We start from the raw sequence: 26,059 nt of genomic DNA, 5'->3' as shown, positions 1-26,059 counted from the left end.
TCGCCGTGTCAGGCGATGCGTTCCAGCACGATCGGGTTCGTGGTGAATTCCGTGGCCTGGGGGGCGTAGGCGATCGCGTCGGCCAGGGCCTCCAGGGCGTAGGGGAAGGCCGACGGGGTGTCGGTGTGGAGGGTGAGGAGGGGCTGGCCGGTGGTGATGTGGTCGCCGGGTTTGGCGTGGAGTTCTATGCCCGCGCCCGCCTGTACCGGGTCCTCCTTGCGGGCGCGGCCCGCGCCCAGGCGCCAGGCGGCCAGGCCCACCGCGTAGGCGTCGAGGCGGGTGAGGACGCCGGTCGACTCGGCGCGCAGGACGTGGTGTTCGCGGGCCACCGGGAGCGGGGCGTCCGGGTCGCCGCCCTGGGCGGCGATCATGCGGCGCCAGTGGTCCATCGCGGTGCCGTCGGCCAGGGCCTTGGCGGGGTCGGCGTCCTTCAGGCCCGCGGCGTCCAGCATCTCGCGGGCCAGGGCGAGGGTGAGCTCGACGACGTCGGCCGGGCCGCCGCCCGCCAGGACCTCCACGGACTCGCGGACCTCGAGGGCGTTGCCCGCCGTCCGGCCGAGCGGGGTGGACATGTCGGTGAGCAGGGCGGTCGTACGGACGCCGTGGTCGGTGCCGAGGCCGACCATCGTGGTGGCCAGCTCGCGCGCGGAGTCGATGTCCTTCATGAAGGCGCCGGAGCCCACCTTGACGTCCAGCACCAGGGAGCCGGTGCCCTCGGCGATCTTCTTGGACATGATCGAGGAGGCGATGAGCGGGATCGACTCGACCGTGCCGGTGACATCGCGCAGCGCGTACAGCTTCTTGTCCGCCCGCGCCAGCCCCTCGCCCGCCGCGCAGATCACCGAGCCGACGTCGCGGAGGACGGCCAGCATGTCGGCATTGGTCAGCTGGGCGCGCCAGCCGGGGATGGACTCCAGCTTGTCCAGGGTGCCGCCGGTGTGGCCCAGGCCCCGGCCGGAGAGCTGCGGTACGGCGGCTCCGCAGGCGGCCACGAGGGGGGCCAGCGGCAGGGTGATCTTGTCGCCGACGCCGCCGGTGGAGTGCTTGTCGGCGGTCGGGCGCGGCAGGGAGGAGAAGTCCATCCGCTCACCGGACGCGATCATCGCGGCGGTCCAGCGGGCGATCTCGGCCCGGTCCATGCCGTTGAGGAAGATCGCCATCGCGAGCGCGGACATCTGCTCGTCCGCCACCTCGCCGCGCGTGTAGGCGTCGATGATCCAGTCGATCTGGGCGTCGGTGAGGCGGGTGCCGTCGCGCTTGGCGCGGATGACGGAGATGGCGTCCATGGGGGCTGTACGGGGCCTTTCGTGTTCAGGGAGCGGACCGGGCGGGCCGAGGCGGCTTCAGGGGGCCGACCGGGCGGGCCGAGGCGGCGCGGGGCGTCAGCCGTGGGCCGCGACGCGGCGCAGGTCGGCGGGGCCGAACGCGTCCGGGAGGAGTTCGGCGAGCGGGCGGATGCCCGTGGCGGTGTCCATCTGGAGCTCCGGGCCGCCGTGCTCCCACAGCAGCTGACGGCAGCGGCCGCAGGGCATCAGCACGGTGCCCTCGCGGTCGCAGCAGGTGAAGGCGGTGAGGCGGCCGCCGCCGGAGGCGACGAGAGAGGAGATCAGACCGCATTCGGCGCACAGCGCGACGCCGTACGCGGCGTTCTCCACATTGCAGCCGCTGACCGTGCGGCCGTCGTCGACGAGCGCCGCGGCGCCCACCGGGAAGCCGGAGTAGGGGGCGTAGGCCCGGGACATGGCGTCCCGGGCCTGGACACGCAGCGACTCCCAGTCGGGCGCCGCGGCGGCGGTAGTGGTCATGTGCCCTGTCCCTTCCGGTAGGGCCGGTTGTTCGCCTTGGGCATCCGCAGCCGCTGTGAGGCGAGCCCCATGACCAGCAGGGTCACGATGTACGGCGTGGCGCTGACCAGGTCGTTGGGGACCGTGTCGGTCAGGGCGTACCACAGCAGCAGCGCGACGGCCGCGGCGCCGGACACCGCGCCCGCGACATAACTCTTGCGGACAATCCGCCAGGCCGCCAGCGCGGCGAGGCCGAGCGCGACCAGGAGCAGCAGGGCGTGCACGGTCGCCCCGCCGTTGCGCAGCTGGAGGGCGTCGGAGTAGCCGAACAGACCGGCGCCCATCGCGAGCCCGCCCGGCCGCCAGTTGCCGAAGAGCATGGCGGCGAGGCCGATGTAGCCGCGGCCGCCGGTCTGGCCCTCGTTGTAGATGTGCGAGCGGACGAGGGCGAGGAAGACGCCGCCGAGCCCGGCGAGGCCACCGGAGATCACCACGGCCGCGTACTTGTAGAGGTAGACGTTGACGCCGAGGGACTCGGCCGCCGTCGGGTTCTCCCCGCAGGACCGCAGCCGCAGTCCGAACGAGGTGCGCCACAGGGCGAAGAAGCTGCCCACGACCAGCAGGACGGAGACGACGGTCAGCGCCGAGATGTCGGTGACCAGGCCGCCGAGGATGCCCGCGACGTCCGAGACCAGGAACCAGTGGTGGTTCTCCAGGTCGGCCAGCCAGTCGGAGAGTCCGGGGACGGTGAACGACTGGATGGGGTCGACCTGCGGGGAGTTCTTCGGGGAGCCGCCGATGTCGGCCAGCGGCTCGAACCAGCGCTTGGCCAGATAGGTGGTGGCGCCGAGGGCGAGGATGTTCATCGCCACACCGGAGATGATGTGGTCCACCCCGAAGGTGACGGTGGCCACCGCGTGGATCAGCCCGCCGACCGCGCCGCCGAGGACACCCGCGAGCACCCCCACCCAGGGGTTGGTCTGGTAGCCGGCCCAGGCGCCGAAGAAGGTGCCGAGGATCATCATGCCCTCGAGGCCGATGTTGACCACACCGGCCCGCTCGGACCACAGCCCGCCGAGGCCCGCGAGGCCGATGGGCACGGCCATGGAGAGCGCGGCGCCGATCTGCCCGGCGGAGGTGACGCGGTCGAAGTCCGCCTGCTGGGCGGCGTCGACGAGCGCCCGCAGCACCGACAGCGCGATCAGCGCCCCGGCGACGATCAGCAGCACCTTGCCCAGGGACATCCGGGAGGCGGGTCCGTTCCCCTTGCCCGGCGTGCTCGTGCTCTTGGTGGTGGTCACCGTGGCACTCATGCCGGCACCTCCTGCTTGTCCGTACCCTTGTCGGCCTTGGCCTGGGCGGCGAGCTCCGCGCCCACCCGCTGCTGCTGGCGCTTGAGCCCGTAGCGGCGCACCAGTTCGTACGCGATGACGACACACAGGACGATCACGCCCTGCATCACGCCGACGATCTCCTTGTCGTAGCCCTCGAACTCCAGGCGGTTGGCGCCGCGCTCGAGGAAGCCCCACAGCACGGCGGCCAGGCCGATGCCGACCGGGTTGTTACGGCCGAGCAGCGCGATGGCGATACCGGTGAAGCCGATGCCGGTGGGGAAGTCGGAGGTGAACTGGTGGGTGTCGTTGAGCAGGGTCGGCATGCCGATCAGCCCGGCCATCGCGCCCGAGAGCAGCATGCTGGTGAGCACCATGCGCTTGACGTTGACGCCGCTGGCCTGGGCGGCGGACTCGGAGCGGCCCACCGCGCGCAGATCGAAGCCGAACCGGGTGCGCCCGAGCAGGAACCAGAAGCCGACGCCCGCGAGCGCCGCGACGACGATGAAGCCCCAGATGGGGTCGAGGCCGCCGCCCGCCGGGATGGTGAAGAAGTGGCTGGAGGACGGCAGCGGGTCGGTGGCCACGATGTTGGTCTGCTTGTCGAGGTCGGCCAGCCGCCCGTCCACCAGCAGATAGCTGATGACGATGCCGGAGAGGGAGTTCAGCATGATGGTGCTGATCACCTCGCTGACGCCCCGGTAGACCTTCAGCAGACCGGCGATGGACGCCCACATGGCGCCGACGCCCATGCCGACCAGCAGGATCAGCGGGATCTGCACCAGCCCGGGGAGCTTCAGCGCCCCGCCGACGACGGCGGCGAAGAAGGCGGCGAGCCGGTACTGGCCGTCGACGCCGATGTTGAAGAGGTTCATCCGGAAGCCGATGGCCACCGCGAGCCCCGCCAGGTAGTACGTGGTCGCCTTGTTGAGGATGTAGACCTGGCTGTCGGCCTTCACGCCGTAGTCGAACATGATGCCGAAGGCGTTGAACGGCTCCTTGCCGGTCGCCAGCAGCACCAGCGCGGTCAGCACGAACGCGGCGGCGAGCGCCAGCACCGGGGCCGCGACCGCGAGCAGCACCCGCTCCTTGTCCAGCTTCTTCATCGGTCCTCTCCCCCGGTCGCGGCCTCGGCCTCGTCGCCGGCGGCGGCCTCGGTCCCGTCGTCCGCCTGGCCCTCCAGATGGCCGGAGGCGGCGCCGGTCATGGCCGAGCCCAGCTCCTCCGGGGTGATCGTGGCGGGGTCGGCGTCGGCGACCAGCCGGCCGCGGTACATCACCCGCAGGGTGTCGGACAGGCCGATCAGCTCGTCCAGGTCGGCCGAGATCAGCAGCACGGCCAGGCCGTCCCGGCGGGCGGCGCGGATCTGGTCCCAGATCTGCGCCTGGGCGCCCACGTCCACCCCCCGGGTGGGGTGCGCGGCGATCAGCAGCTTGGGGTGGTGGCTCATCTCCCGGCCGACGATCAGCTTCTGCTGGTTGCCGCCGGACAGCGAGGCCGCGGTGACCTCGATCCCCGGCGTACGCACGTCGTACTCGGCCACGATCCGCTCGGTGTCGCGCCGGGCGGCGGCGGGGTTGAGCAACCCGGCCTTGCTGTTGGGCTCCTCGGTGACATGGCCGAGGATGCGGTTCTCCCACAGCGGCGCCTCCAGCAGCAGTCCGTGCCGGTGGCGGTCCTCGGGGATGTAGCCGATGCCGTCCTCGCGCCGCTTGCGGGTGGGCGCGTGGGAGATGTCGGCGCCGTCGAGGGTGATGGTGCCGGCGTCGGGGTCGCGCATGCCCATGATGGCCTCGACCAGTTCGGCCTGGCCGTTGCCCTCCACACCGGCGATGCCGAGGACTTCGCCCTTGCGGATGGTGAAGTCGATGTCGTCGAGCACGGCCCGCTGCACGCCGTCCACATCGGTGGCGGTCAGCCGCAGCGCGTCCACGACGAGCATGTCGGTGTCGGTGACGGTGGATTCGCGGGTCTCGGGCGACGGCAGCTCACTGCCGACCATCAGCTCGGCCAGCTGCCGGGGGTTGGTCTCGGACGGCACGACGGAGGCGACCGTGGTGCCGCGCCGGATGACGGTGATGTCATCGGCCACGGACAGCACCTCGCCCAGCTTGTGCGAGATGAACAGCACCGTCAGGCCCTCGGACTTGAGCTCGCGGAGGTTGTCGAAGAGCGCGTCGACCTCCTGCGGGACGAGCACGGCGGTCGGCTCGTCCAGGATCAGCGTCCGGGCGCCCCGGTAGAGCACCTTGAGGATCTCCACGCGCTGGCGGTCCGCCACGCCCAGGTCCTCGACGAGGGCATCGGGGCGGACGCCAAGACCGTAGGCGTCGGATATCTCCTTGATCCGGGCCCGCGCCCTGCCCGCGATGCCGTGCAGCTTCTCGGCGCCGAGAACCACGTTCTCCAGCACGGTGAAGTTGTCGGCGAGCATGAAGTGCTGGTGCACCATGCCCACGCCGCGGGATATGGCGTCCGCCGGGGAGTGCAGCTCCACCGTCTCGCCGTCGATCGCGATGGTGCCCTCGTCCGGGCGCTGCATCCCGTAGAGGATCTTCATCAGGGTCGACTTGCCCGCGCCGTTCTCGCCCACGAGGGCGTGCACGGTGCCGCGGCGCACGGTGATGTCGATGTCGTGGTTGGCGACGACTCCGGGGAACCGCTTGGTGATTCCGTGGAGTTCTACGGCGACGTCGGTGACGGCACCGGCGGGAGCGCCCTTGGGTGGGCTGGCGGCTTTGATGGCGCACTCCTGATGGGCGGAGGGGGGTGGGGCTGGCCGGGGGCCGGACCGGCCGGGGTACGCCACGGACCCGGGCGGATGCCCGGGGGTGCCGTGCGGGTCCGTGGCGCCGGGGGTCAGTCCTTGTAGGTGTCCTGGACCTTGATCTGACCGTCGATGATCTTCTTCTTGGCCGCCTCGATCTTCGGCTTGATGTCGTTGATGAAGCCGCCGGAGTAGGAGAGGGAGACGCCGCCGCGCTTGAGGTCGTAGGCCTGGACGCCGCTCTCGGCCTTCTTGTCCTTCACGACGCTCTTGATGAAGTCGTAGACCGAACCGTCCACGGTCTTGACCATGGAGGTCAGGATCGAGTTCTTGTACTGGGCCAGGCCCTTGTCGTAGTACTGGTCGCCGTCGACACCGATCGACCAGGTGCCCTTCTTGCCGGCGGTCGCCTCGATGGCGCCCGCGCCGGAGCCGCCGGCCGCGGAGTAGATCACGTCGACCTTGTTGGAGAGCATGCCCTCGGCGATGTCCTTGCCGCGGTCCGGCATGCCGAAGCCCTTGGGCGAACCGACCTGCACCCACTGGACGTCCAGCGACGCCTTGGGGTTGGTGTCCTTCAGGCCCTGCTGGAAGCCGCCCGCGAACTTCTTGATCAGCGCGCTGTCGGTGCCGCCGATGAAACCGACCTTGTTGGACTTGGTCTTCAGCCCCGCCGCCACGCCGGCGAGGTAGGAGCCCTCGTGCTCGGCGGAGACCAGGCTGGCCACGTTCTTGGCGTCGACGACCGAGTCGACGATGGCGAAGTCGGTGTCCTTGTACTTCTTGGCGGCCTTGGTGAGCGAGGGGGTCCACGCGTAGCCGACGCCCACGACGGGGTTGTAGCCCGCCTCGGCGAGGCTCGCCAGCTTGTCGTAGCGGTCGGCGTCCGTGTCGCCGTCCTTCGCCGTCAGCTCCTTGCCCTTGACGTCGAAGTCCTTCAGGGCCTTGTCGTAGCCCTTGGCGGCGGAGTCGTTGAAGGAGTGGTCGCCGCGGCCGCCCACGTCGTAGGCCAGGCCGATACCGGCGTCCTTGCTTCCCTCTTCGGAACTGCTGCCACACGCGGTGACGGAGAATGCGAGAGCCGCGGTGGCGATGCCCGCGACAGCTATCGTGGATACCCGGCGCACGAGGGTCCCCTCTGGTGTTCTCGAAGCGCCCCTTGCGGCGCTGGTTCCGCCGCATCGTAACGCGCGTAGATGCCAGATAAAGGCCCCCTCGGAAGCCGTTATCGGATCGTCGCGAACCTCTCGTGTCCGCGAGCGGTACCGGCGGTGACGAAGGAGTGATCACGCCGCGCGCCAGGGGAAGCGCGCGGCGCCGCGACCGCCGGGTCCACGTGTTCCGGACCGCCGGGTCCACGTGAGATCCGGCCCGTCGGCCCTACGCGTTGCGGTCCAGCAGCACGGCGGCCGTGAACAGCTCCACGCCCACCGCGATCGCGCCCTCGTCGACATCGAAGTCGCCCGCGTGGAGGTCGCGCCGGGTGGTGTCGCCGACCTTGCGGACGCCGAGGCGGGCCATCGCGCCGGGCACCCGCTCCAGGTACCAGGAGAAGTCCTCGCCGCCCAGGGACTGCTCGGTGCCCTCAACCGCGTCCGCGCCACGGCGGGCGATCATGGCGTCCCGCAGCAGCTCGGCCGAGGTCGCCTCGTTCACCACCGGCGGGACGCCGCGGATGTAGTTGATCTCCGACTTGGCGCGGTGCAGGGTGGCGATCTCGTCCACCGCGGCATGGACCAGGTCGGGCGCCTCCCGCCAGGCGGGCAGGTCCAGGCAGCGGACCGTGGCGGACAGCTCGGCGTGCTGCGGGATCACATTGCAGGCGTGGCCCGACTCGACCCGGCCCCAGGTGACGGCCAGCCCCGAGCGGGCGTCCACCCGGCGGGCCAGCAGCGCGGGCACCTCGGTGATCACCTTGGCGACGGCGGTCACCAGGTCGGTGGTCAGATGCGGGCGCGCGGTGTGGCCGCCCGGCCCGTCCAGCGAGACCTCCAGCCGGTCGCAGGCCGAGGTGATCGGCCCGACCCGCAGCCCGATCCGGCCGACCTCGACCTTCGGGTCGCAGTGCAGCGCCAGGATCCGGCCCACGCCGTCCAGCACGCCCGCCTCGATCGCGTCGGCCGCACCGCCGGGCAGCACCTCCTCGGCGGGCTGGAACAGCAGCCGCACCGGGCGGGCCAGCCGCCCCTCGCGGGCCAGCTCGGCCAGGACCAGACCGGCGCCGAGCACCACGGTGGTGTGCACATCGTGGCCGCAGGCGTGGGCGCGGTCGGCGACGGTCGAGCGGTAGTCCACCGTCTTGGTGTCGGGGATGGGCAGCCCGTCGATGTCCGCGCGCAGCGCCAGCAGGGGCAGCTCCGGCGAAAAGCTGCCGCGCGGGCCGATGTCACAGATGAGACCGGTGCCGGAGGGCAGCACCCGCGGCTCGAGTCCCGCCTGCTCCAGCCGCGCCTTGATCGCGGCGGTGGTGCGGAACTCGCAGTTGCCGAGCTCGGGGTGCATATGCAAGTCGCGCCGGAAGGCGATGAGTTCGGCACGGAGCTCGTCGGGGAGCGTGCCGGGCAGCGCGGGCGCGTCGGCGGGTGTGACATCGGTCGCATCGAGGGACATCAATTGCTTCACCTGAAGAAGCGTAGAACGCCAGGTGGGTCCACCGAATGTCGATCAACAAAAATTCAATCTGTTCGGGTACGCAAAAGTACCCGCCCCGCTGCATGATCCTCCTAGTCAGGGGGTATAACAGCGGATTTCCCGGTCGGCCGCGGGTGAGATGTGCCACACGGCCGTACGGGCGACGAGCTCACAACCTGAGACGCCTCAGTGCGCCGCGACCGGTCTCAGGACGCCGCGCGACCCGGTCTCAGGACGCCGCGACGGGTGCGGCGGGCGGTCCCGGGTTCGCCGGCGGGGCCGCCTCCCGCTGCGCGGCCGCGTCTCGCTTGGGAGCCGCGTCCCGCTGCGGGACCGAGTCCCTGGTCGGGGCCGCGTCCCTCGGCGGGGGCGACCCCGCCTGCGGCCCCGAGCCCAGTCGGCGCACATCGCGCGCCGACCCGGTGACCCCGGACAGGAAGCCCTGGGCGCGCGGGGAGGCGTCGCTGGTCAGCCAGGCGGGGTCCACATCGCAGACCGCGACCTGGACGCCGGTGCCCACGAGCGCGAGCGGCAGGGTGTGCACCACGGTCGACGGGAAGCTCACGATCGTGTGGCCGATGGGGCCCCGGCGGGCTATCAGTTCGAGCGGCAGATCGGGCCGTACGATCTCGAGACCCACCTCGGCCGAGACCCGGTGCAGCTTCTCGGCGCTCTCCCGGCGGTGGGCGAAGTAGCGGGTGGCGCCATGGGCGCGGGCCAGCGAGCCGACCGCCTCCAGATAGCGCTCCAGGTCCACCACGCCCGTCTCGACCAGGGACGTGCCCACCAGGTCGGTGCCCCCGGTGAGCCGGGGCGGGCCGAACCGGGCGCGGGTCCAGGCGAAGTCGTTGGCGGTGATGGTGACCCCGGTGGGCGGCTCCACCGGCATCGAGCTGAAGACCTCGACCCGGCGCTTGGTGCCCGGGGTGAGCCGGCGGCGCGCGGTGGCGGAGACCGGCGCGAAGACCATGTCGCGCGCCCCCTTGCTGCCGCGCCGGTGCCAGCGCACCAGGGGCTCGCCCTTGGCCAGCTGGGAGATGAACTCCATGGTGGCCGTGCCGTCGTCCACCACGACCAGGTCCGTGGCCCGGGTGAGGGTCAGCAGCAGCTGGACATAGCGGGAGAACGGATCGCCTATGACGATCCGCCCGGCCCGGCGCAGCGGTCCGCGCAGTCCGCCGATGGTCTTGATCGGGGCACCGGCCCCACCGCGCGCGTCCTCCCAGCGCACGGCGAAGCCCTCGTCCCGCGCCAGTTCGGCCATCCGGCGCAGCTGACCGCGGGTCATCGGATCGTGCGGGGAGAGCACCACCACGGTGAGGTCCTGGGACGCCGTGGCCTCGGGGCCCCCGGCGCGCTGGGCGTCGGCGTACGCCCACTCCAGCACGTTCAGCAGCTGAACCGGGCTCTCGACGAAGGCAAGCGTGGTCGGAGAGGCAAGGGGGGCAGCGGAGACCATCGCACCGTCCAAAGGCAGGGCCCGGAAGCGGCGGGCAGCCCCCGACGAGTCAGGGGTGCCCGCCGCTTCCGGGCAAGGGCCGGGCTCACCGGCCGGTGGATTCACGGCAGAGTGCCTCAGACCGCGGCGGGCTCGCGGTCGGCGGACTCGGACTCGGCGACGACGCCCGCGACACGGCGGAGCTTCTTCATCGGGCCGAGCTCGCTCTCGTAGACCTTCTTGACGCCGTCACCGAGGGACTCCTCGATGGTGCGGATGTCCCGCACCAGCCGCGTCAGGCCCTGCGGCTCGACCGAGGCGGCCTGGTCCGAGCCCCACATGGCGCGGTCGAGGGTGATGTGACGCTCGACGAACGCGGCACCGAGCGCCACGGCGGCCAGAGTGGTCTGCAGACCGGTCTCGTGGCCGGAGTAGCCGATCGGCACGTTGGGGTACTCGGCCTGCAGCGTGTTGATCACGCGCAGGTTGAGCTCCTCGGCCTTGGCCGGGTACGTGGAGGTGGCGTGGCACAGCAGGATGTTGTCGCTGCCCAGCACCTCCACCGCGTGGCGGATCTGCTTGGGGGTGGACATGCCCGTCGACAGGATGATCGTGCGGCCGGTCGCCCGGAGGGCGCGCAGCAGCTCGTCGTCGGTCAGCGAGGCGGAGGCCACCTTGTGCGCCGGGACGTCGAACTTCTCCAGGAAGGCGACGGCCTCGGTGTCCCACGGGGAGGCGAACCAGTCGATACCGCGCTTCTCGCAGTGCTCGGAGATGGCGCGGTACTCGTCCTCGCCGAACTCCACGCGGTGGCGGTAGTCGATGTAGGTCATCCGACCCCAGGGGGTGTCACGCTCGATGTCCCACTGGTCGCGGGGGGTGCAGATCTCCGGGGTTCGCTTCTGGAACTTGACCGCGTCGCAGCCGGCCTCGGCGGCGGCGTCGATCAGCTTGAACGCGTTCTCCAGGTCGCCGTTGTGGTTGATGCCGATCTCACCGGTGACGTAGACCGGGTGGCCGGGTCCGGCGATCTTGTCACCGAGGGTGCGGAGGCGAGAGTTGGAGCTCACTTAAGACAGTTCCTTTCCGAGAATCCACGAGGCGATCTCGCGGATCGCGCCGTCTCCTCCGGGGGTGGAGGTGACCGCACGTGCGGCGCCGCGCACGACGTCGTGCGCACCTGCGACCGCCACGGGCCAGCCGACGAGGCCGAAGCACGGGAGGTCGTTGACGTCGTTGCCGACGTAGAGCACGCGCTCCGGCGCGATGCCCTGCTCCTCGCACCACTGCTTCAGTGCGAGATCTTTTCGGTCGATGCCGTGGAGCACGGGGACCTGGAGCTTCCGGGCCCGTGCGGCGACGACCGGGTTCTTTTCCGTGGACAGGATCAGCAGCGCCAGCTCAGCGCGGCGCAGGGCGGCGATCCCGAGCCCGTCGCCGCGGTGCACGGCCACGAGTTCGCGTCCATCGGAGTCGACGAGCACCCTGTCGTCGGTCTGGGTGCCGTCGAAGTCGAGTACCACCGCGTCGATGTCGTCGCGGGTGGGCAGGGCGCCCGGCCGCTCGGCGTCGAACAGCGGGGCGAGCGCGCGGGCGCGGGCCAGATCGTGCGGATCGTCGATCTCCAGCACCCGGGCGGGGTCGGTGCGCACCAGGTCGGTGCGGCCGAAGAAGCGGTGCCCGGCCTCGCGGAAGCCCCGCGCGGCCATCGCGTAGGCGGCGCCGGTCTCCAGGAAGTCCTGGGGACGGTCCTGGCGGCGCGGGCGGTACGACTTGTCGTGGTTGACCCCGTCGCCGCCGTCGGTCTCGGGGTTCTCGCCCTCGCGCCAGACGAAGCCGTGGAAGGGGGCCACGGTCAGGGCGGTGTCGGCGCCCTTCTCGGCGACCGCCGCGGCCACCCCGTCGATGTCCTCGCTGATGATGAAGGGGCTGGTGCACTGCACCAGGAGCACCACGTCCACGGTGGTGCCGTGCGACGCCTCGTAGGCGTCCATCGCGTGGATCACCGCGGCCTCGCTGGTGGCGGTGTCCCCCGCGATGTCGGTGGGCCGCTGGACGACCACCGCGCCCGCGCCGCGCGCCGCGGCCGCGATGCCGGTGTCGTCGGTGGAGACGACCACGTCCGTCACCAGGCGGCTCGCCCGGCACTCCATGACCGCGCGGGCGACCAGCGGCACGCCGCCGACGGGGGCGAGGTTCTTCGCCGGGACGCCCTTCGACCCGCCACGGGCGGGAATCACGGCGAGCACACACGGGCTCGAGGCGGTCATGGCGGCTCCTTCAGGGGTTGCGGAGGTGATCGAGGCCGTCCCGGCCTCCTCTTGGTTCGCGCGCGGGGTGGCCCTCACAGCCGCTTTTTTGCTCGCTTCTCCGCCCGCGCGGCGCAGAGGTGCGGGCATCGTCGTCGGCTTCGACCCGGCGGCCGCGCGTGCTCCCCCAGCTACCGCCGGGCGGTGCCCCCTGCTCACAGCTCCCCCATCCGCCGGATGACGGGAGCCACGCGCTGGACGCCGTGGCGGTAGGCGCCGCGGGCCGCTTCCCGCATCGTGTTGCGCACCACCCGCCGCAACGCGGAGACCTGCGCCTCGTCCTCGGCGGAGGCCCCGGGGCGGGGTGAGCCGTCCGGCTCGAAGCCGTACCGGGCGAGCCGGCCGGGCAGATAGCCGGGGGCGGTGACCGGGGTGTAGAAGGGGGCGAGCGGCGGCAGGGCCGGTGCGGCGGCCAGCTCGGCCACCCGCTCCCGCGCGGCGTCGAACCAGGTCTCGTACGGCCCGTCGGCGGCCACGCCCTGGCGGCTGAGCCACTCGGCGTCCGGCTCGGGCAGGTGCCCGTCGTCCAGCTGGTCCCAGGAGGCCAGACAGCCGGAGCCGAGGAAGTGGTGGTTGCCGAGCGTCTCGCGCACCCCGAGGTCGGTGAGCACGGCGGTCGGTATGGAGCGGTGCAGCGACTCCAGGGCGGCCGTGGAGCTGACCGTGACCAGCAGGTCCGCGGTGTCCAGGACCTCGCCCATGTTGCCGTAGGCGAGCCGGAAGTTGGCGGGCGGATCGTCGCCGAACTTCGCGATCAGCTTCTGGTAGGGAAGCTCCTCGATATGGGTGGTGTGCTCGCCCGGCTTGGAGCGCAACTTGACCACCACCTCGCGGTCCGGGTGGCGGCGCGCGTGCTCCACCGCGCGGCGCAGCAGATAGGTGCGGTCGGCGCGGTTGTCCGGGACGGACGGCTGGACGGCGAAGACGACGGTGCCGCCGGGGTACTTCCGGCCCAGCCGCGCCTTCTCGTCGTAGCGGTCGCCGCCGAGGAACGGCAGCGCGCACTCCACGACGCTCTCCGCGTCGGCGCCGACGCCCTTGTAGACGTCACGGAAGCGCTCGGCGTCATGGCGCGAGTTGGCCAGCACCACATCGGCGCCGTGGCGCAGCAGCAGCCCGTCGGCCAGCTTCTCGTAGACGACACCGACATAGCCGGTGACGACCACGGGGCGGCGCTCGGCGCCCTCCCAGGCGTGGCGCAGTCCGTGCAGCATGGCCTGGACGGCGCCGCCGACCAGGGAGAGGACGATCACGTCATAGCGCTCACGGTCCATCGCCCGTACGAATTCCACGCCCGTGACCTCGCGCATCGCGTCGGCGCGCACCCCGACCTCGGTGAGCTGCCGGGCGGTCGGCGTGGCGCGGCCGCGCAGCAGGAAGCCGTCGAGTCGGCGCTCCGAGGCTGAACCCGACCCGTCCGGTACGAGGCGATGCGCGGTGAGCGCGCCCCATTTCCACCGGGTGTCGGAGTCGGCGAGCACGGCGACTCGCACAGGGGATTTGGTACGTGAGGACACGTCGGAGACGCTAGGAAGCGTTGTCGATTCACGGCCCAACGCAAGAGCAACAAAGGGTTAACAGAACGTCGACGATTGGAGAATCGGCTGGCTGGAGCGGCGGGTTAACCGTTCCGACGTCCTTCGTTCACCTTTACGTACACCCTAGGTCAAGACGAATGCCGACCGGAGACCTAGCGTCACCCGCGTGGTTAAGCTCTCCGTCATCGTGCCGTTCTACAACGTGCAGACCTATGCCCCCGACACGCTCAGAAGTCTGCGCGCGAACGCGCGCGAGGACTTCGAATTCATTCTCGTCGACGACTGTGCCACCGACGGGACGCCGGAGATCCTGGAGCGGGCAGAACGCGACCTTCCGGGGGCCGTCTACGTACGGCATGAGAAGAACGGTGGGCTGGCCACCGCGCGGAACACCGGCCTGGACAACGCCAAGGGGGAGTACCTCGCCTTCCTCGACGGCGACGACTGGCTGGCCCCCGGCTACTACGCCCAACTGCTCGCGGCGATCGAGGACTTGGGGTGCGACTTCGTCCGCACCGACCATGTCCAGTGCACCGCGCGGGCGCGCTCCATCACCCGGGTGCCGCACGGCCGCCGCGATGAGGTGATGAACCCGCGGGACGTGATCCTCCCGGCCGACCGCTCCACCTCCGTCGACTACCCCTACGCCTGGGCGGGCATGTACCACCGCCGCCTGGTCGACCAGGGGCTGCTGCACTTCACCCACGGGCTGCGCACCGCCGAGGACCGGCCCTGGATCTGGCGGCTGCACCGCGAGGCCGGCAGCTTCGCCGTCCTCGGCCTGGCCGGGGTGTTCTACCGGCGCGGGGTCGCCTCCTCGCTCACCCAGATCGGCGATGTCCGGCAGCTCGACTTCATTCGCGCATTCGACCAGGTGATCGAGGAAACCGCACGGGACCGCGACGCCGACGCCCTGCTGCCGAAGGCCGTCCGGACCTATTGCGCGATCATTTCCCACCACCTCGGCAACATCGAGAGATTCGAACCACAAGTGGCCCGCAAACTCCGTTCCATGTCGGCGGCGGCGATGAAACGCATGCCCCAGGACGTATTGAAGGACGCACTGGATTCCATGGACTACGAGCGCGCCGCGCGACTGCGGCGAGTCAAGCGCCGGTCCGCGGGGGCGGAGGTGGCGGCCTGATGTCCGCCTACAAGCCCCTGGCGGAGCGCAAGCGCACCCAGATCTTCCTCGCCTCGACCCTGTACGGGGCGGCGACCCTCGCGGCCGCGATCGACGCGGACAGCGTCGGCCCGGCCGACCGCCGGCTGCTGCTGATCAGCAACAACGCCGCGACGCCGGAGACCACCCCGCCGGTGGACGAGATGCCCGGCTTCGAGCGGCTGCGCGGCCGCTTCGACCGGGTGCTGTCCTGGAACGAGGCGATCTCGCCGTTCCACCCCGGCGGCTGGGCCCCGCGCCTCGACGACGCCCCGCTGTGGGAGCGCCATCTGCGGCTGCTGTGGAACCTCGGCGACGACAGGGTCGAGCTGATCCTGGAGTCCATCCAGGTCAACCCGGCGATGGCGGTCGCCAATGTGTTCCAGGGCGCGCCCATCGACGTCTACGCGGACGGGCTGATGAGCTACGGCCCGACCCGCAACAAGCTGGACCCGCTGATCGGCACCCGGATCCGCCGGCTGCTCCACCTCGACCTGGTACCCGGGCTGCGGCCGCTGCTGCTGACCGAGTTCGGCGTCGAGCCGGAGATCCTGCCGACCGAGGTGTTCACCAAGGTGCTCTCCGAGGTGGCCGAGGCCGCCCCGCGCGGCGTCGCCTCCGCCAGCGAGCGGATCGCGGTCGGCAACGGCCCGGCGCTGATGCTCGGCCAGTACCTGTCCGCGCTGGACATCCTCACTCCGCAGGAGGAGGAAGAGCTGCATCTGCGGATGTTGCGCGGCGCCGTGGCGCTCGGCCACCGCACCGTCGTCTTCAAGCCGCATCCCACCGCCCCGGCCCGCTGGTCGCGGCTGCTGGAGAAGAAGGCCGCCGAGCTGGGCGCCGAGCTGACCGTCATGGACACTCCGGTGCTCGCCGAGGTGCTGTACCAGCGGATGAGCCCGGCCCTGGTCATCGGCTGCTTCTCCACCGCGCTGCTCACCGCCGACGTCTTCTACGGGCTGCCAGTGGCCCGGATCGGCACCGACACGCTGCTGGAGCGGCTCACCCCGTACCAGAACAGCAACCGCATGCCGGTGACGATCGTGGACGCGCTGCTGCCCGACCTCGAGGACCACAAGGCGGTGGCCGCCGCGCAGCCGGTGGACGAGCGGGCGGGCAAGCGGCTGACCGGGCTGGTCAGCGCGGTCGGCTTCTGCATGCAGGCCAAGATCTACCCGGATCTGCGGCCCGCGACCGAGCGCTATCTGGCCGCCCACCTGGACAACAACACCTGGCGCTACTTCAAGAAGCGGCGGCTGACCGCGCTCGCCCTGCCCGGGGCGGTGCCCTCGCAGCTTGCGTTCATCCCGCGCAATGAGACGGTGCGCAAGGTGGCGCGCCGCGCCCGTGCCCTGAAGCGGGCCGCCCTCAAACGGACGGTCACCGGATGAGCGCGCCGCCGACCCCCGACGCCGGGCCGATATCGAACGCGGACGCCGGGCCGATACCCGACACGGACGCCGGGCCGATATCCAACGCCGACCCCGGACCGATATCCAACGCGGCGGCGACGGCTCCCACGCCGACGCCGCCGCGCGCCCCCGACGCGGCCCCCGGCCTGGCCCCGGAGCGATCCGCCGAGCGCACCGCCAAGGCGGCGGCGCGCGGCGGAGGCCATCCGGTGCGGCTGCGAGCACTGGACGGGCTGCGTCTGCTCGCCGCGCTCATGGTGGCCGCGTACCACTACGGCGGCCGCGACGGTGAGATAACCCAGGCGTGGGGCTCCTCGCCCCGCGCCCAGTTCCCCACCCTCTCCAGCTACTTCGCCTACGGCTGTCTCGGCGTCCAGATCTTCTTCGTCATCAGCGGCTTCGTCATCTGCATGAGCGGATGGGGACGGCCGCTGCGCTCGTTCTTCGCCTCGCGCGTCTCCCGCCTCTACCCCGCCTACTGGGTAGCGATCATCCTGGTGACCGGCGTCTTCGCACTGCCCTGGGTCGCCTACAAGGCGGTGTCGCCCAGCGACGCGCTGGTCAACCTCACCATGCTGCAGCAGCCGCTCGGGGTGGACCGAGTGCTGGGCGTGTGCTGGACGCTGTGGGCGGAACTGCGCTTCTACGCCCTCTTCGCGCTGTTCGTGGTGCTCCCGGGCGCGACCCGGCACCGCGTGGTCCTCTTCTGCGCCGTCTGGACACTGGGCTCGGCGTTCGCCGAGGCGTCGGACCTGCCGCTGCTGGACGTGGTCCTGATGCCGGAGTACTCCTCGTACTTCATCGGCGGCATGGGCATCTACCTGCTCCACCGCTTCGGCCATGACGCCCTGGCCTGGGGCATCATCGGGATCAGCTTCCTGATCGGCCAGCACTACGCGATCCGCGAGCTGTGGCACCCGGCCAACATCGACGCCTTCTCCTACCGGTCGGCCACCGGCATCATCGCCGTGGTGGCCTTCGGCTATGTGGCGGTCACGCTGATCGCGCTCGGCAAGCTGAACTGGGCCAACTGGCGCTGGCTGACCGTGGCGGGCGCGCTGACCTACCCGTTCTACCTGGTCCATGAGCATCTGGGCTGGGTGGTCGTCTGGGTCCTCCACCAGAAGCTGGGCATCCCCTCCTACGGGACGTTCGCCCTGACCGTGCTGGTGATGCTGGGCCTCGCGTGGCTGCTCTACCGCTTTGTCGAGCAGCGGTTCACGCCGATGATCAAGCGCTCGCTGAGCACGGCTCGGCTGTAGGGGCTCCACGGGCTCTCGGGCCTCACAGGAGCCAAGCGAACCCGAGGCTCCGCCCCAGATCCCGGCCAGGCAACCGGAACGCGCGGGCTCCCGCCCGGTCGTCCGGGTCGCCCTCCCCCCGGGGTCCAGGGGCGGAGCCAACCCGAGGCCCCGCCCCAGACCCCGCCCGGTCGTCCGAGGCCCGGGGTCCAGGAGCGGAGCCTCTGGTTACGGGAAGGGGCGGGTAGGGGAAAGAACAGCCGGACACCCCCGTACAGCCGGGCCTGTCCGGGCTCAGAGCCAGCGCGGGACGTCGGTGCCCAGGCGGCCTGGTGCGCGGGCCCAATCCCGTGGGCCATCCTCCGGGGTGGCGATCGGCGAGCGGGCGTGGCGCAGCGTGCCCAGGTCGGAGGCGGTCTCGGTGAGCCAGGGCGCCGGGTCATGGGCGGGGCCGTCCGCCAGAGCCGCCGGGGCGATGCCGTGGGTCAGCCAGGACGCGGTGCCCGCGAGGGAGAGCCGCAGATGGCGCCCGCCGCCGGTGTCGTGGCGCTCGGTCAGCGCCCGCAGCACCGCCGCCGCCAGCAGATAGCCGGTGCCGTGGTCGAGCGCCTGGGCGGGCAGCGCACCGGGGCGGCCGTCGGCGGCCGCCTCGATGGCGGCGATCCCGGTGGCCGCCTGGACCAGGCTGTCGAAACCACGCCGCCCGGCCCAGGCCCCGGACCAGCCCCATGCGCACAGCTGGGCGACGACCAGCCCGGGGTGGCGCTCCAGCAGGGCGTCCGGGGCGAGCCCGAAGCGGTCGAGCGCACCGGGGCGGTAGCCGGTGACCAGCACATCGGCGTCGGCGAGCAGCGCCTCGAAGGTCCGGCGGTCCTCGGGCGCGGCGAGGTCGAGTGCGGCGGAGCGCTTGCCGAAGCCGGTGTCGGCGTGGGCGTCCGGGTCCTCGGGCAGCCGGGGCGAGTCGATACGCAGCACGTCGGCGCCGAGCAGGGCCAGGGTGCGGGTGGCCACCGGCCCGGCGATGACCCGAGTCAGATCGAGCACACGCACGCCGCGTGCGGGCAGCGCGCCGCGTGCGGGCAGCGCGCCGCGTGCGGGCAGCACGGCGCTTGCGGGCAGCACGGCGCTTGCCGGCAGATCGCCGTTCGCGGGCCGGGGCGCCTCCCCGAGGTGGCGCTGGGCGGGCTCCTCGGCCCGCCGGGACTCGATCAACGGCAGCGCGGCCAGCGGGATCTCGCTCGCACCGGGCTCCGCCACGGCCACGGCAAGACCGCCCGCCGCGTAGACGGTCTCCTGGATCGCGCGGGCGGGGCGGGCCGCCAGGGCCGTCGCGAGTTCGTCCGGCCCGCCGTCGTCGGGCAGGCCGAGGGCGGTGAGCAGCCGGGCGCGGTGGTGCGGGTAGTTGGCGTGCGTGCGGACCCAGCCGTCGGCCGCGCGCCAGAAGCCGGACAGCGGGGCGAAGTTGGTGGGCTTCCGGCCGTCGATCCGGAGGTGCCGTTCGCTGACGAACGCGGTGGCGACGGCGCCCTCGTCGACCCGTACCGCCGGAACCGCCCCGCCGGAGCGCCGCGCGCCCAGTTCGGCGGCGGCCAGCGAGCACACGCCCACGGTGGCGCGGGCCAGTTCGGCCACGGGCAGCCGGGCGGGCAGTCCCCCGCTCACCGGGCGGTACGTCACCCGCTCCAGCAGCGCCGGGTCCCCGCCGAGGGCGGCCCAGGCGTGGGCGGTGGCCGCGTCCCGCGTGTCCCGTGGTGATGCGTCGCTCCTCGTCATGCGCTCATTGTGCGCCTGGGCGCGTGCGCGCCCTACGGCGAGTGCGCGCCTTACGGCGAGTGCGCGCCTTACGGCGAGTGCGCGCCTTACGGCGAGTGCGCGCCTTACGGCGAGTACGCATTTTTCGGCGAGTGCGCGCCCTACAGCGAGTGCCCCGCCCTCCCCTCCTGGTCGGGGACGGAGAGGGCGGGCCGTACAAGGTGAACTGACCGGGCTATGCGGCGCCCGCCTGCCGGTAGAGGCCGAGGGCCTCGTTGCCCAGCGTCGGGTGGTATTCGTTCGTGCCCGCGCTGACGCTGATGTTGCCGATCAGATAGCCCGCGCCACCCGAGAAGTCGGCGAGGAAGCCGCCGCCGCTCGACCCTCCGGTCTGCACGCAGTCGATGCCCCACATCGTGGAGCCGGGGCGGCCCGCGTCGGCGAACTCATTGCCCTCGCAGTGGTTCAACCGCTCGCCGTTGCCCTCGGCGGCGGAGCCTCCGTAGCCGAAGGAGTGGACATGGCGGCCGGTCTGCGAGTTGAAGGCGATGCCCTGGGCGCCCACGGTGTCGGCCAGGGTGCGGCCGTTCAGCGTGTTCATCACGGCGAAGGCGTAGTCCCAGTTGGCGTTCCCCCGGGTGGAGACGTACTGGGCGTCCCAGAAGAGGCGGCGGGCGGCGAACGTGCCGTAGGGGCGGTTGCCATTGTTGTAGCCCGGGATGAAGACCCAGTTGCGGTAGCCGGTGCCGGTGGCCGCGTCCACGGTGCAGTGGCCGGCCGTGAGCACGACGGACTTGTTGTCGCTGTTGGCGACGGTGGCGGAGCAGGCGAAGGTGCCACCGGAGGCGTTCTGGAAGAAGACCTTGCCCGCCGTGGTGCTGATCAGGCCGCCGCCGGTCCAGGGGGTGGGGGACGTGGCCCGGGGCGAGGGCGCGGAGACGGGGGTGGCGGGGCCCGGCAGCGGGGGCACGGTCACCGGCTCCCCCGTGGTGGGCGCGGGCGCCGCGAGCTTCGCGGTGCGGGCGGCGGGCAGGGTGGTGACGTCCTGGGCGGTGCGCAGCCGTTCCGCCGTCCAGAAGCGGACGGCGGCGCGCTGCTCCTCGGTGGCGACGGACGTTCCCTGAGCGGAGGGAGACGGGTGGGACGGGGCGGGGGTGGGGGCGGCGGCGTGGGCGGCGGTTCCGGCGGTCCAGCTGAGAGTGGCGAGGGTGAGGGCGCCGAATAAGGTGGCGACACGTCTCATGCGGTCGGCTCCAAGTCCGTTGGAGGTGCCCGAGAGCGTCGGACAACGTTGTCCGACGCTTTGTCGCCGGTAGGGTGCCACGACTGGTCCAGACCTGCCATGAGGCCGGACGTCACAATTAGGGATCCCCCTAGCGCACGCACCCCGGCACCGCAGTGGTGTTTGCTGTCGGCATTGCTGGTCCGGGCCCCGCCGGAAGGCCCGCGAGCGCCGGAAGCGCCGGAAGCGCTGGAACTGCCGGAAGCGCCGGACGCGCCGGAAGTGCCGGAAGCGCCGCGAGCCCCCGGCTCAGTTCCCCACGCCGAGCCCGGACATGAACGCGGCCGGGTATCGGTCACCACGCGCCGCGCCCAGCGGCACCGCCTTCTCGATCTCGGCGATGTCGTCCGCGGTCAGCTCCAGCTCGATCGCGGGCAGCGCCTCGGCAAGACGTTCACGGGTACGCGCGCCGATCAGCGGCACGATCTCCTGGCCCCGCGCGGCCACCCAGGCGATGGCGAGTTGGGCGACGGTGCACCCCTTCGCCTCGGCCACCCGGCGCAGGGCCTCCACCAGGGCGAGGTTGTGTTCCACGTTCCCGCTCGCGAACCGCGGGCTGAAGGCGCGGTTGTCGCCGGGGCCGCCGGTGTGGCCGGGGGACCAGTGCCCGGAGATGAGACCACGGCTGAGGACGCCGTACGCGGTCAGGCCGATGCCCAGCTCCCGCAGCGTGGGCAGGACCTCCGCCTCCACCGCGCGGGAGATCAGCGAGTACTCGATCTGCAGATCCGCCACCGGGTGCACGGCGTGTGCCCGGCGGATCGTCGCGGCGTCGACCTCCGAGAGGCCGAGGTGGCGCACATACCCCGCGTCGATCATCTCCTTGATCGCGCCCACCGTCTCCTCGATGGGCACCGCCGGGTCGAGCCGGGCCGGGCGGTAGATGTCGATGTGATCGGTGCCCAGCCGGTTCAGCGAGTAGGCGAGGAAGTTCTTCACCGCCTCGGGACGGCCGTCCATCCCGCCGAACTCCTGGCCCGGCCCCCGCAGCATGCCGAACTTCACGCTCAGCCGGTAGCTGTCCCGGTCCCGGCCGCGCAACGCCTCGGCCAGCAGCAGTTCGTTGTGGCCCATGGCGTAGAAGTCACCGGTGTCGATCAGTGAGACGCCCGCCTCCAGCGCGGCGTGCACGGTGGCGATGCTCTCCACACGGTCGGCCTCGCCGTAGACGCCCGACATGCTCATCGCGCCCAGACCCAGCGCGGAGACGGCCGGCCCGGTGCTGCCCAGGGTTCGTGTCCGCATCGTGTTCTCCTCACGTCGTCGATCCGCCACCCACTGTGCTGCCCCGCCGCGACGTGCGGGAGCGGAGTGTTCATCCGGGGATCGGCGCTCCCTGGATCGGCCCGGCCGCCGCGAGGACCGTCAGGGCATGCGACGTGCCCAGCTCGCCGACTTCCTGCGCCGCCGCCGTGAGGCGATCCCCCGGGGGGAGAGGGCGTGCCGGGCGTCGCGACGCCGCGGAGACCCGTCCCCAACGTGCCCGGACAGCACACCTAGCGCGAGGCGGCCGGGGCCAGGGTCGCCTCGATGCCCGCCACGATGGCGCGCAGCCCCTCCTCGAAGCGCGCCTCGTAGTCCTGGAACAGGTCCGAACTCACCGCCGCCGCCAGCGGATACCCCTCGGCGGTCATGCGCTCCTCGCGCTCGGTGACGTCGTAGCCGGGGGTCCGCTCCCCCGGCCGGGGCTCGACCGACTGCTCCTCGATCACGAAGCCGAGCGTGAAGCTGTACGCGATGAACGAGGCGCGGGCGGCGGCGCTCGGGGTGAAGCCCGCCGTGACGAAGGCGCGGAGGTGGTCCTCCTGCGGCCCGGCGTGGTCGGTGCCGGTGAATCGGCTGCCGCTGAAGACCTTCGCGCCGTCGCGGTAGCCGAGCAGCGCCCGGCGCAGGGCGCGGTGGACCTCGACGAGCCGCTCCTGCCAGGTGCCGTCGCCGAGGTCGCCGTACGCCTCGAACATGCGCCGGTACATGGCGGTGCTCATCGCGTCGAGCAGCGCCTGCTTGTTCTTGAAGTGCCAGTACAGGGCGGGGGCCTGGACGTTCAGCTCCTTGGCGATGCGGCGCAGGGTCAGCCCTTCGAGACCCACGTCGTTCAGCAGCCGCAGGGCGGTGTCCACCACGAGGGTCTGGTCGAGTCGCGTCGTCGCCATCCGGTCATTCTCCCCGCTCATGAGGGGCTCCTTGACAACTTAACACCGTTAAGGGCACGCTCTCGACATGGAACTTAACAACGTTAAGGACGTACTGCCGGACGTACTGCCGGACGGGCCGACGGACGGGCCGACGGACGTACTGATCGTCGGAGCCGGTCCGTCCGGCCTCACCCTCGCCATCGACCTGGCCCGGCGCGGGGTGCGGGCCCGGGTGGTCGAGCGCGGCGAGGGGCTGTTCCCGGGCTCGCGCGGCAAGGGGCTCCAGCCCCGTACCCAGGAGGTCTTCGACGACCTCGGCGTCGGCGGCGCGGTACGGGAGGCGGGCGGCCCGTACCCGCCGATGCTGGGGTGGCGGGACGGGCAGCCGCTCGGGGTGTTCCAGATGATCGAGCGGGCCGATCCGGCGCCGGACCGGCCGTACCACGAGATCTGGATGCTGCCGCAGTGGCGGACGGTGGAGATCCTTTACGCGCGGCTCCAGGAGCTGGGCGGCGGCGTCGAGTTCGGCACGGCGCTCACCGGCCTGGAGCAGGACGCGGACGGCGTCACGGCGCATCTCGCCCATGCCGACGGCTCGGCCGGGACCGCGCGTGCCGCGTACCTCGTGGCGGCCGACGGAGGTCGCAGCACGGTCCGTAAGCGGCTCGGCATCGGTATGACGGGCGAGACGGTCGACCCGGCCCCGACGCTGATCGCGGACGCGGTGATCGACGGCGTCGGCGGCATCGACGGCATCGGCGGAATCGACGGAATCGACGGAATCGACGGCGCGGGGCGCGGCCTGGGCCGCGATCACTGGCACGTCTGGCAGCACGCGAAGGGCGGCGCCATCGCGCTGTGCCCGCTCGCCGGGACCGACCAGTTCCAGGTGGCCGCGCAGTACGACGACCCGGACGCGGTCCCCGACACCTCCCCCGATGCCGTCCGCCAACTGATCGCCGACCGCACCCACCTTGCCGCCTCCGACGTACGCGAGGTGCGGTGGGCCTCGACGTTCACCCCGCGCGCGGCGATGGCCGACCGCTTCCGCGCGGACCGGATCTTCCTGATCGGCGACGCCGCCCACGTCCACTCCCCGGCGGGCGGCCAGGGCCTCAACACCAGCGTCCAGGACGCGTACAACCTGGGCTGGAAGCTCGGGCAAGTGCTACGGCACGGCGCGGATCCGGCCCTGCTCGACAGCTACGAGGCCGAACGCCTCCCGATCGCGGCGGGAGTCCTCGGCATCAGCACCCGCATCCACCGCGCCCACCGCGCGGGCGACGCGGAGGGGCGGCGCCGCACGAGCGAGGTCCACCAGCTGGGCCTGTCCTACCGGGAGGGCCCGCTGGCGGTGGACGAGCGGGACAAGGGGGCCGACCGGGAGAAGGGGGACGAGCGGGAGAAGGGGGACGAGCGGGAGGAAGGGGCCGACCGGAACGACCGGCACCACCCGGGCCCGGTCGGAGCCGGTGACCGCGCCCCGGACGCACCGTGCGCCCTGCCCGACGGAACACCCGTCCGGCTCTTCGACGTCCTGCGCGGCCCGCACTTCACCCTGCTGATCCTGGGCGACGCGGAACCGCCCGCGCCCGACGCCGATTTCGGGGGCCTGGCCCCGACGCTGGGGGCGGCCGGATGCGTGCGCACGATCCGGGTGGGCGGCCCGACCCCCGACCTCCTCGACCCGGACGGCCACCTCACCACCGCCTACGGCCCCGCCCCGGCCCTCTTCCTCATCCGCCCGGACGGCTACGTCTGCTGGGCGGCGGACGGCGCCCGGGTACGCCCTCTGCTCACGCGTTGAGCGAGCCCAGGGTCGGTCATGCTGGCGGGATTTTTCCCCTACCCGCCCCTTCCCGTAACCAAGGGCTCCGCCCCTGGACCCCGGGAGGGCCGAGGAGCCGACCGCCGCCGCGAACAGCTCACCGGCCAGGCCGCCGACCGCGCCACCCGTGACGCACCCGGGGCCTGGGGCGGAGCCCCACCACGTGGCGGAGCCGCATATCGATACCGCGAGAAGGAACGGGGAGCGGGGCAACCCGCCGCACGCGGCACGGTCCGCCGGGCCACACACATCCCAGCCCCCGGCCGGGGCCTGGGGCGAAGCCCCACCACGCGGCGGAGCCGCATATCGATACCGCGAGAAGGGGCGGGGCGGGGAACAACCCACCGCACGCGGCGCGGTTCGGGCTAGGCGAAGTCCAGCAGGACCTTGCAGGACTGGCTGCGGTCGGCGGCCAAGGCGAACGCCTCCGCCGCCGCCTCCACCGGCCGCACCCCACTGATCAGCGCGTCGAACGACGGCTCCGCGGCCAACAGCCGCAGCGCATCGTCGAATTCGGCGTGGAAGCGCAGTGCGCCCCGCAGTTCGATCTCACGGCTGACCAGCACGTTCCCGGCGAATGGGCTCTGCCCCGGCGGGAGCATGCCCAGTTGCACCACCACTCCACCGCGCCGGACCCTCCGCAGGCAGGTGTCGAGTCCGGCGGCCACGCCCGATGCCTCGATGGCGACATCGACCTCGTCGGAGGGCCAGTTGGCGTCGTCCGGGTCGTCGGCCCGTACGCACGCGGTCGCCCCGGCCGCCGCCGCGAACTCCAGGGCACGGGGCAGCAGATCGGTCGCCGTGATGGTCGCCGCGCCCGCCGCGCGGGCTGCCGCGATGGTCAGGCAGCCGATCGGGCCGGCGCCGGTGACCAGCACATGACGGCCCTTCACCGCGCCCGCCCGCCGCACCGCGTGCAGCGCGACGGACAGCGGCTCGGCGAGCGCCGCCCGGCGCGGGTCGAGTCCGTCGGGCAGGGCGCGCAGTTGCGCCGCCGGGACGGTGACGCGGGAGGCGAAGCCGCCCTGGACGTGGGGGAAGCGCGCGGCGCTGCCCAGGTAGCGGGTGTCGCGGCAGACGTTGGCGCGGCCATCGACGCACTCGGGGCACACCTCGCACGGCGTCGCCGGGTGCACGGCGACCGGCGTGCCGACCGCGGGTCCGGTCGCGCCCTCGCCATACGCCACCACCGTGCCCACGACCTCATGCCCCAGCACCATCGGCTCCTGGAGCCGGAAGTCGCCCACCCCACCGTGCCGGTGGTAGTGGAGATCCGATCCGCAGATTCCGCCGTAGCGGATCGCCACGAGCGCCTGCCCGGGGGCCGGTTCCGGCTCCGGGAGTTCCTCGACCCGCAGATCGCCCTGCCCGTGAATCACACAGCCCAGCACCATCCGGCCCGCCTCCTCAAGCTCACCTGGTTTTCCATGGTTCAGCGCCCGTCAGGGC

General features: G+C 72.1%; 20 protein-coding genes. 4 read left to right on the top strand and 16 right to left on the bottom strand.

Features of this window, described 5'->3' with window-relative positions; translation table 11 throughout:
• Positions 1-8: 8 nt before the first annotated feature.
• The 11 genes from NP777_RS13730 to NP777_RS13680 all read right to left on the bottom strand — a co-directional run bounded on the left by NP777_RS13730 (position 9) and on the right by NP777_RS13680 (position 13,777).
• The gene (locus tag NP777_RS13730; protein WP_256650410.1) at positions 9-1,286 is read right to left on the bottom strand and encodes a thymidine phosphorylase; all 1,278 of its coding nucleotides are present in this window, start codon (positions 1,284-1,286) and stop codon (positions 9-11) included.
• A gap of 96 nt (positions 1,287-1,382) precedes the next feature.
• On the bottom strand, positions 1,383-1,805 hold the full coding sequence (locus NP777_RS13725) for a cytidine deaminase (protein WP_256650409.1): 423 nt from the start codon (positions 1,803-1,805) through the stop codon (positions 1,383-1,385).
• Positions 1,802-3,097, bottom strand: a complete 1,296-nt coding sequence (locus NP777_RS13720; protein WP_256650408.1) for an ABC transporter permease — start codon at positions 3,095-3,097, stop codon at positions 1,802-1,804. Before NP777_RS13720 ends, NP777_RS13725 begins: the two co-directional genes overlap by 4 nt.
• Positions 3,094-4,221 (bottom strand): ABC transporter permease, encoded by a 1,128-nt coding sequence (locus tag NP777_RS13715; RefSeq protein ID WP_256650407.1) that lies wholly within the window; start codon positions 4,219-4,221, stop codon positions 3,094-3,096. Before NP777_RS13715 ends, NP777_RS13720 begins: the two co-directional genes overlap by 4 nt.
• Entirely contained in the window at positions 4,218-5,924 is a 1,707-nt protein-coding gene (locus tag NP777_RS13710; protein WP_391858501.1) for an ABC transporter ATP-binding protein, read from the bottom strand. Before NP777_RS13710 ends, NP777_RS13715 begins: the two co-directional genes overlap by 4 nt.
• 50 nt (positions 5,925-5,974) lie before the next feature.
• Entirely contained in the window at positions 5,975-7,009 is a 1,035-nt protein-coding gene (locus tag NP777_RS13705) for a BMP family lipoprotein (RefSeq protein ID WP_256650406.1), read from the bottom strand.
• A 253-nt stretch (positions 7,010-7,262) separates the two neighbouring features.
• Entirely contained in the window at positions 7,263-8,492 is a 1,230-nt protein-coding gene (locus NP777_RS13700; protein WP_256650454.1) for an amidohydrolase, read from the bottom strand.
• Between the two features lie 250 nt (positions 8,493-8,742).
• Positions 8,743-9,972 carry a hypothetical protein gene (locus NP777_RS13695; RefSeq protein WP_256650405.1) on the bottom strand — a complete coding sequence of 410 codons (1,230 nt, stop codon included), beginning with the start codon at positions 9,970-9,972 and terminating at the stop codon, positions 8,743-8,745.
• Positions 9,973-10,088: 116 nt separating this feature from the next.
• On the bottom strand, positions 10,089-11,021 hold the full coding sequence (locus NP777_RS13690; protein ID WP_256650404.1) for an N-acetylneuraminate synthase family protein: 933 nt from the start codon (positions 11,019-11,021) through the stop codon (positions 10,089-10,091).
• Complete coding sequence (locus NP777_RS13685) at positions 11,022-12,221, bottom strand: acylneuraminate cytidylyltransferase (RefSeq protein ID WP_256650403.1); 1,200 nt, start codon at positions 12,219-12,221, stop codon at positions 11,022-11,024. It lies immediately after the preceding gene.
• A gap of 194 nt (positions 12,222-12,415) precedes the next feature.
• A complete protein-coding gene (locus tag NP777_RS13680; protein ID WP_391858500.1) occupies positions 12,416-13,777 on the bottom strand; it encodes a DUF6716 putative glycosyltransferase in 1,362 nt (453 codons plus the stop codon).
• A gap of 187 nt (positions 13,778-13,964) precedes the next feature.
• On the opposite strand from NP777_RS13680, the gene NP777_RS13675 reads away from it, so the two are divergent.
• Genes NP777_RS13675 through NP777_RS13665 form a run of 3 tightly spaced genes read left to right on the top strand, consistent with a single transcriptional unit; the run spans position 13,965 to position 17,634 of the window.
• Positions 13,965-14,942: a glycosyltransferase family 2 protein gene (locus NP777_RS13675; RefSeq protein WP_256650402.1), complete on the top strand. Its 978-nt coding sequence runs from the start codon at positions 13,965-13,967 to the stop codon at positions 14,940-14,942.
• Positions 14,942-16,351, top strand: coding sequence for an alpha-2,8-polysialyltransferase family protein (locus NP777_RS13670; RefSeq protein ID WP_256650401.1), 1,410 nt, complete (start codon positions 14,942-14,944; stop codon positions 16,349-16,351). The genes NP777_RS13675 and NP777_RS13670 overlap by 1 nt, the downstream gene beginning before the upstream one ends.
• On the top strand, positions 16,348-17,634 hold the full coding sequence (locus tag NP777_RS13665) for an acyltransferase family protein (RefSeq protein ID WP_256650400.1): 1,287 nt from the start codon (positions 16,348-16,350) through the stop codon (positions 17,632-17,634). Before NP777_RS13670 ends, NP777_RS13665 begins: the two co-directional genes overlap by 4 nt.
• A 273-nt stretch (positions 17,635-17,907) precedes the next feature.
• On the opposite strand, the gene NP777_RS13660 is transcribed toward NP777_RS13665, so the two are convergent.
• From NP777_RS13660 to NP777_RS13645, 4 genes are all read right to left on the bottom strand, one after another.
• The gene (locus NP777_RS13660; RefSeq protein WP_256650399.1) at positions 17,908-19,386 is read right to left on the bottom strand and encodes a CoA transferase; all 1,479 of its coding nucleotides are present in this window, start codon (positions 19,384-19,386) and stop codon (positions 17,908-17,910) included.
• 214 nt (positions 19,387-19,600) lie between these two features.
• The gene (locus NP777_RS13655; protein ID WP_256650398.1) at positions 19,601-20,608 is read right to left on the bottom strand and encodes a hypothetical protein; all 1,008 of its coding nucleotides are present in this window, start codon (positions 20,606-20,608) and stop codon (positions 19,601-19,603) included.
• A 288-nt stretch (positions 20,609-20,896) separates the two neighbouring features.
• The gene (locus tag NP777_RS13650; RefSeq protein ID WP_256650397.1) at positions 20,897-21,892 is read right to left on the bottom strand and encodes an aldo/keto reductase; all 996 of its coding nucleotides are present in this window, start codon (positions 21,890-21,892) and stop codon (positions 20,897-20,899) included.
• A 251-nt stretch (positions 21,893-22,143) separates the two neighbouring features.
• The gene (locus tag NP777_RS13645) at positions 22,144-22,821 is read right to left on the bottom strand and encodes a TetR/AcrR family transcriptional regulator C-terminal domain-containing protein (protein WP_256650396.1); all 678 of its coding nucleotides are present in this window, start codon (positions 22,819-22,821) and stop codon (positions 22,144-22,146) included.
• Positions 22,822-22,867: 46 nt separating this feature from the next.
• On the opposite strand from NP777_RS13645, the gene NP777_RS13640 reads away from it, so the two are divergent.
• A complete protein-coding gene (locus NP777_RS13640; protein WP_256650395.1) occupies positions 22,868-24,589 on the top strand; it encodes an FAD-dependent monooxygenase in 1,722 nt (573 codons plus the stop codon).
• A gap of 386 nt (positions 24,590-24,975) precedes the next feature.
• Here the strand turns inward: NP777_RS13640 and NP777_RS13635 are convergent, their stop codons facing one another.
• The gene (locus NP777_RS13635; protein WP_256650394.1) at positions 24,976-26,004 is read right to left on the bottom strand and encodes an L-idonate 5-dehydrogenase; all 1,029 of its coding nucleotides are present in this window, start codon (positions 26,002-26,004) and stop codon (positions 24,976-24,978) included.
• Positions 26,005-26,059: the final 55 nt, after the last annotated feature.

The sequence above is a fragment of the Streptomyces rugosispiralis genome (assembly GCF_024505145.1).
Classification (GTDB): domain Bacteria; phylum Actinomycetota; class Actinomycetes; order Streptomycetales; family Streptomycetaceae; genus Streptomyces; species Streptomyces rugosispiralis.
The sequence above is the reverse complement of the archived record's forward strand: the minus strand, read 5'-3'. Positions and strand labels throughout refer to the sequence as shown.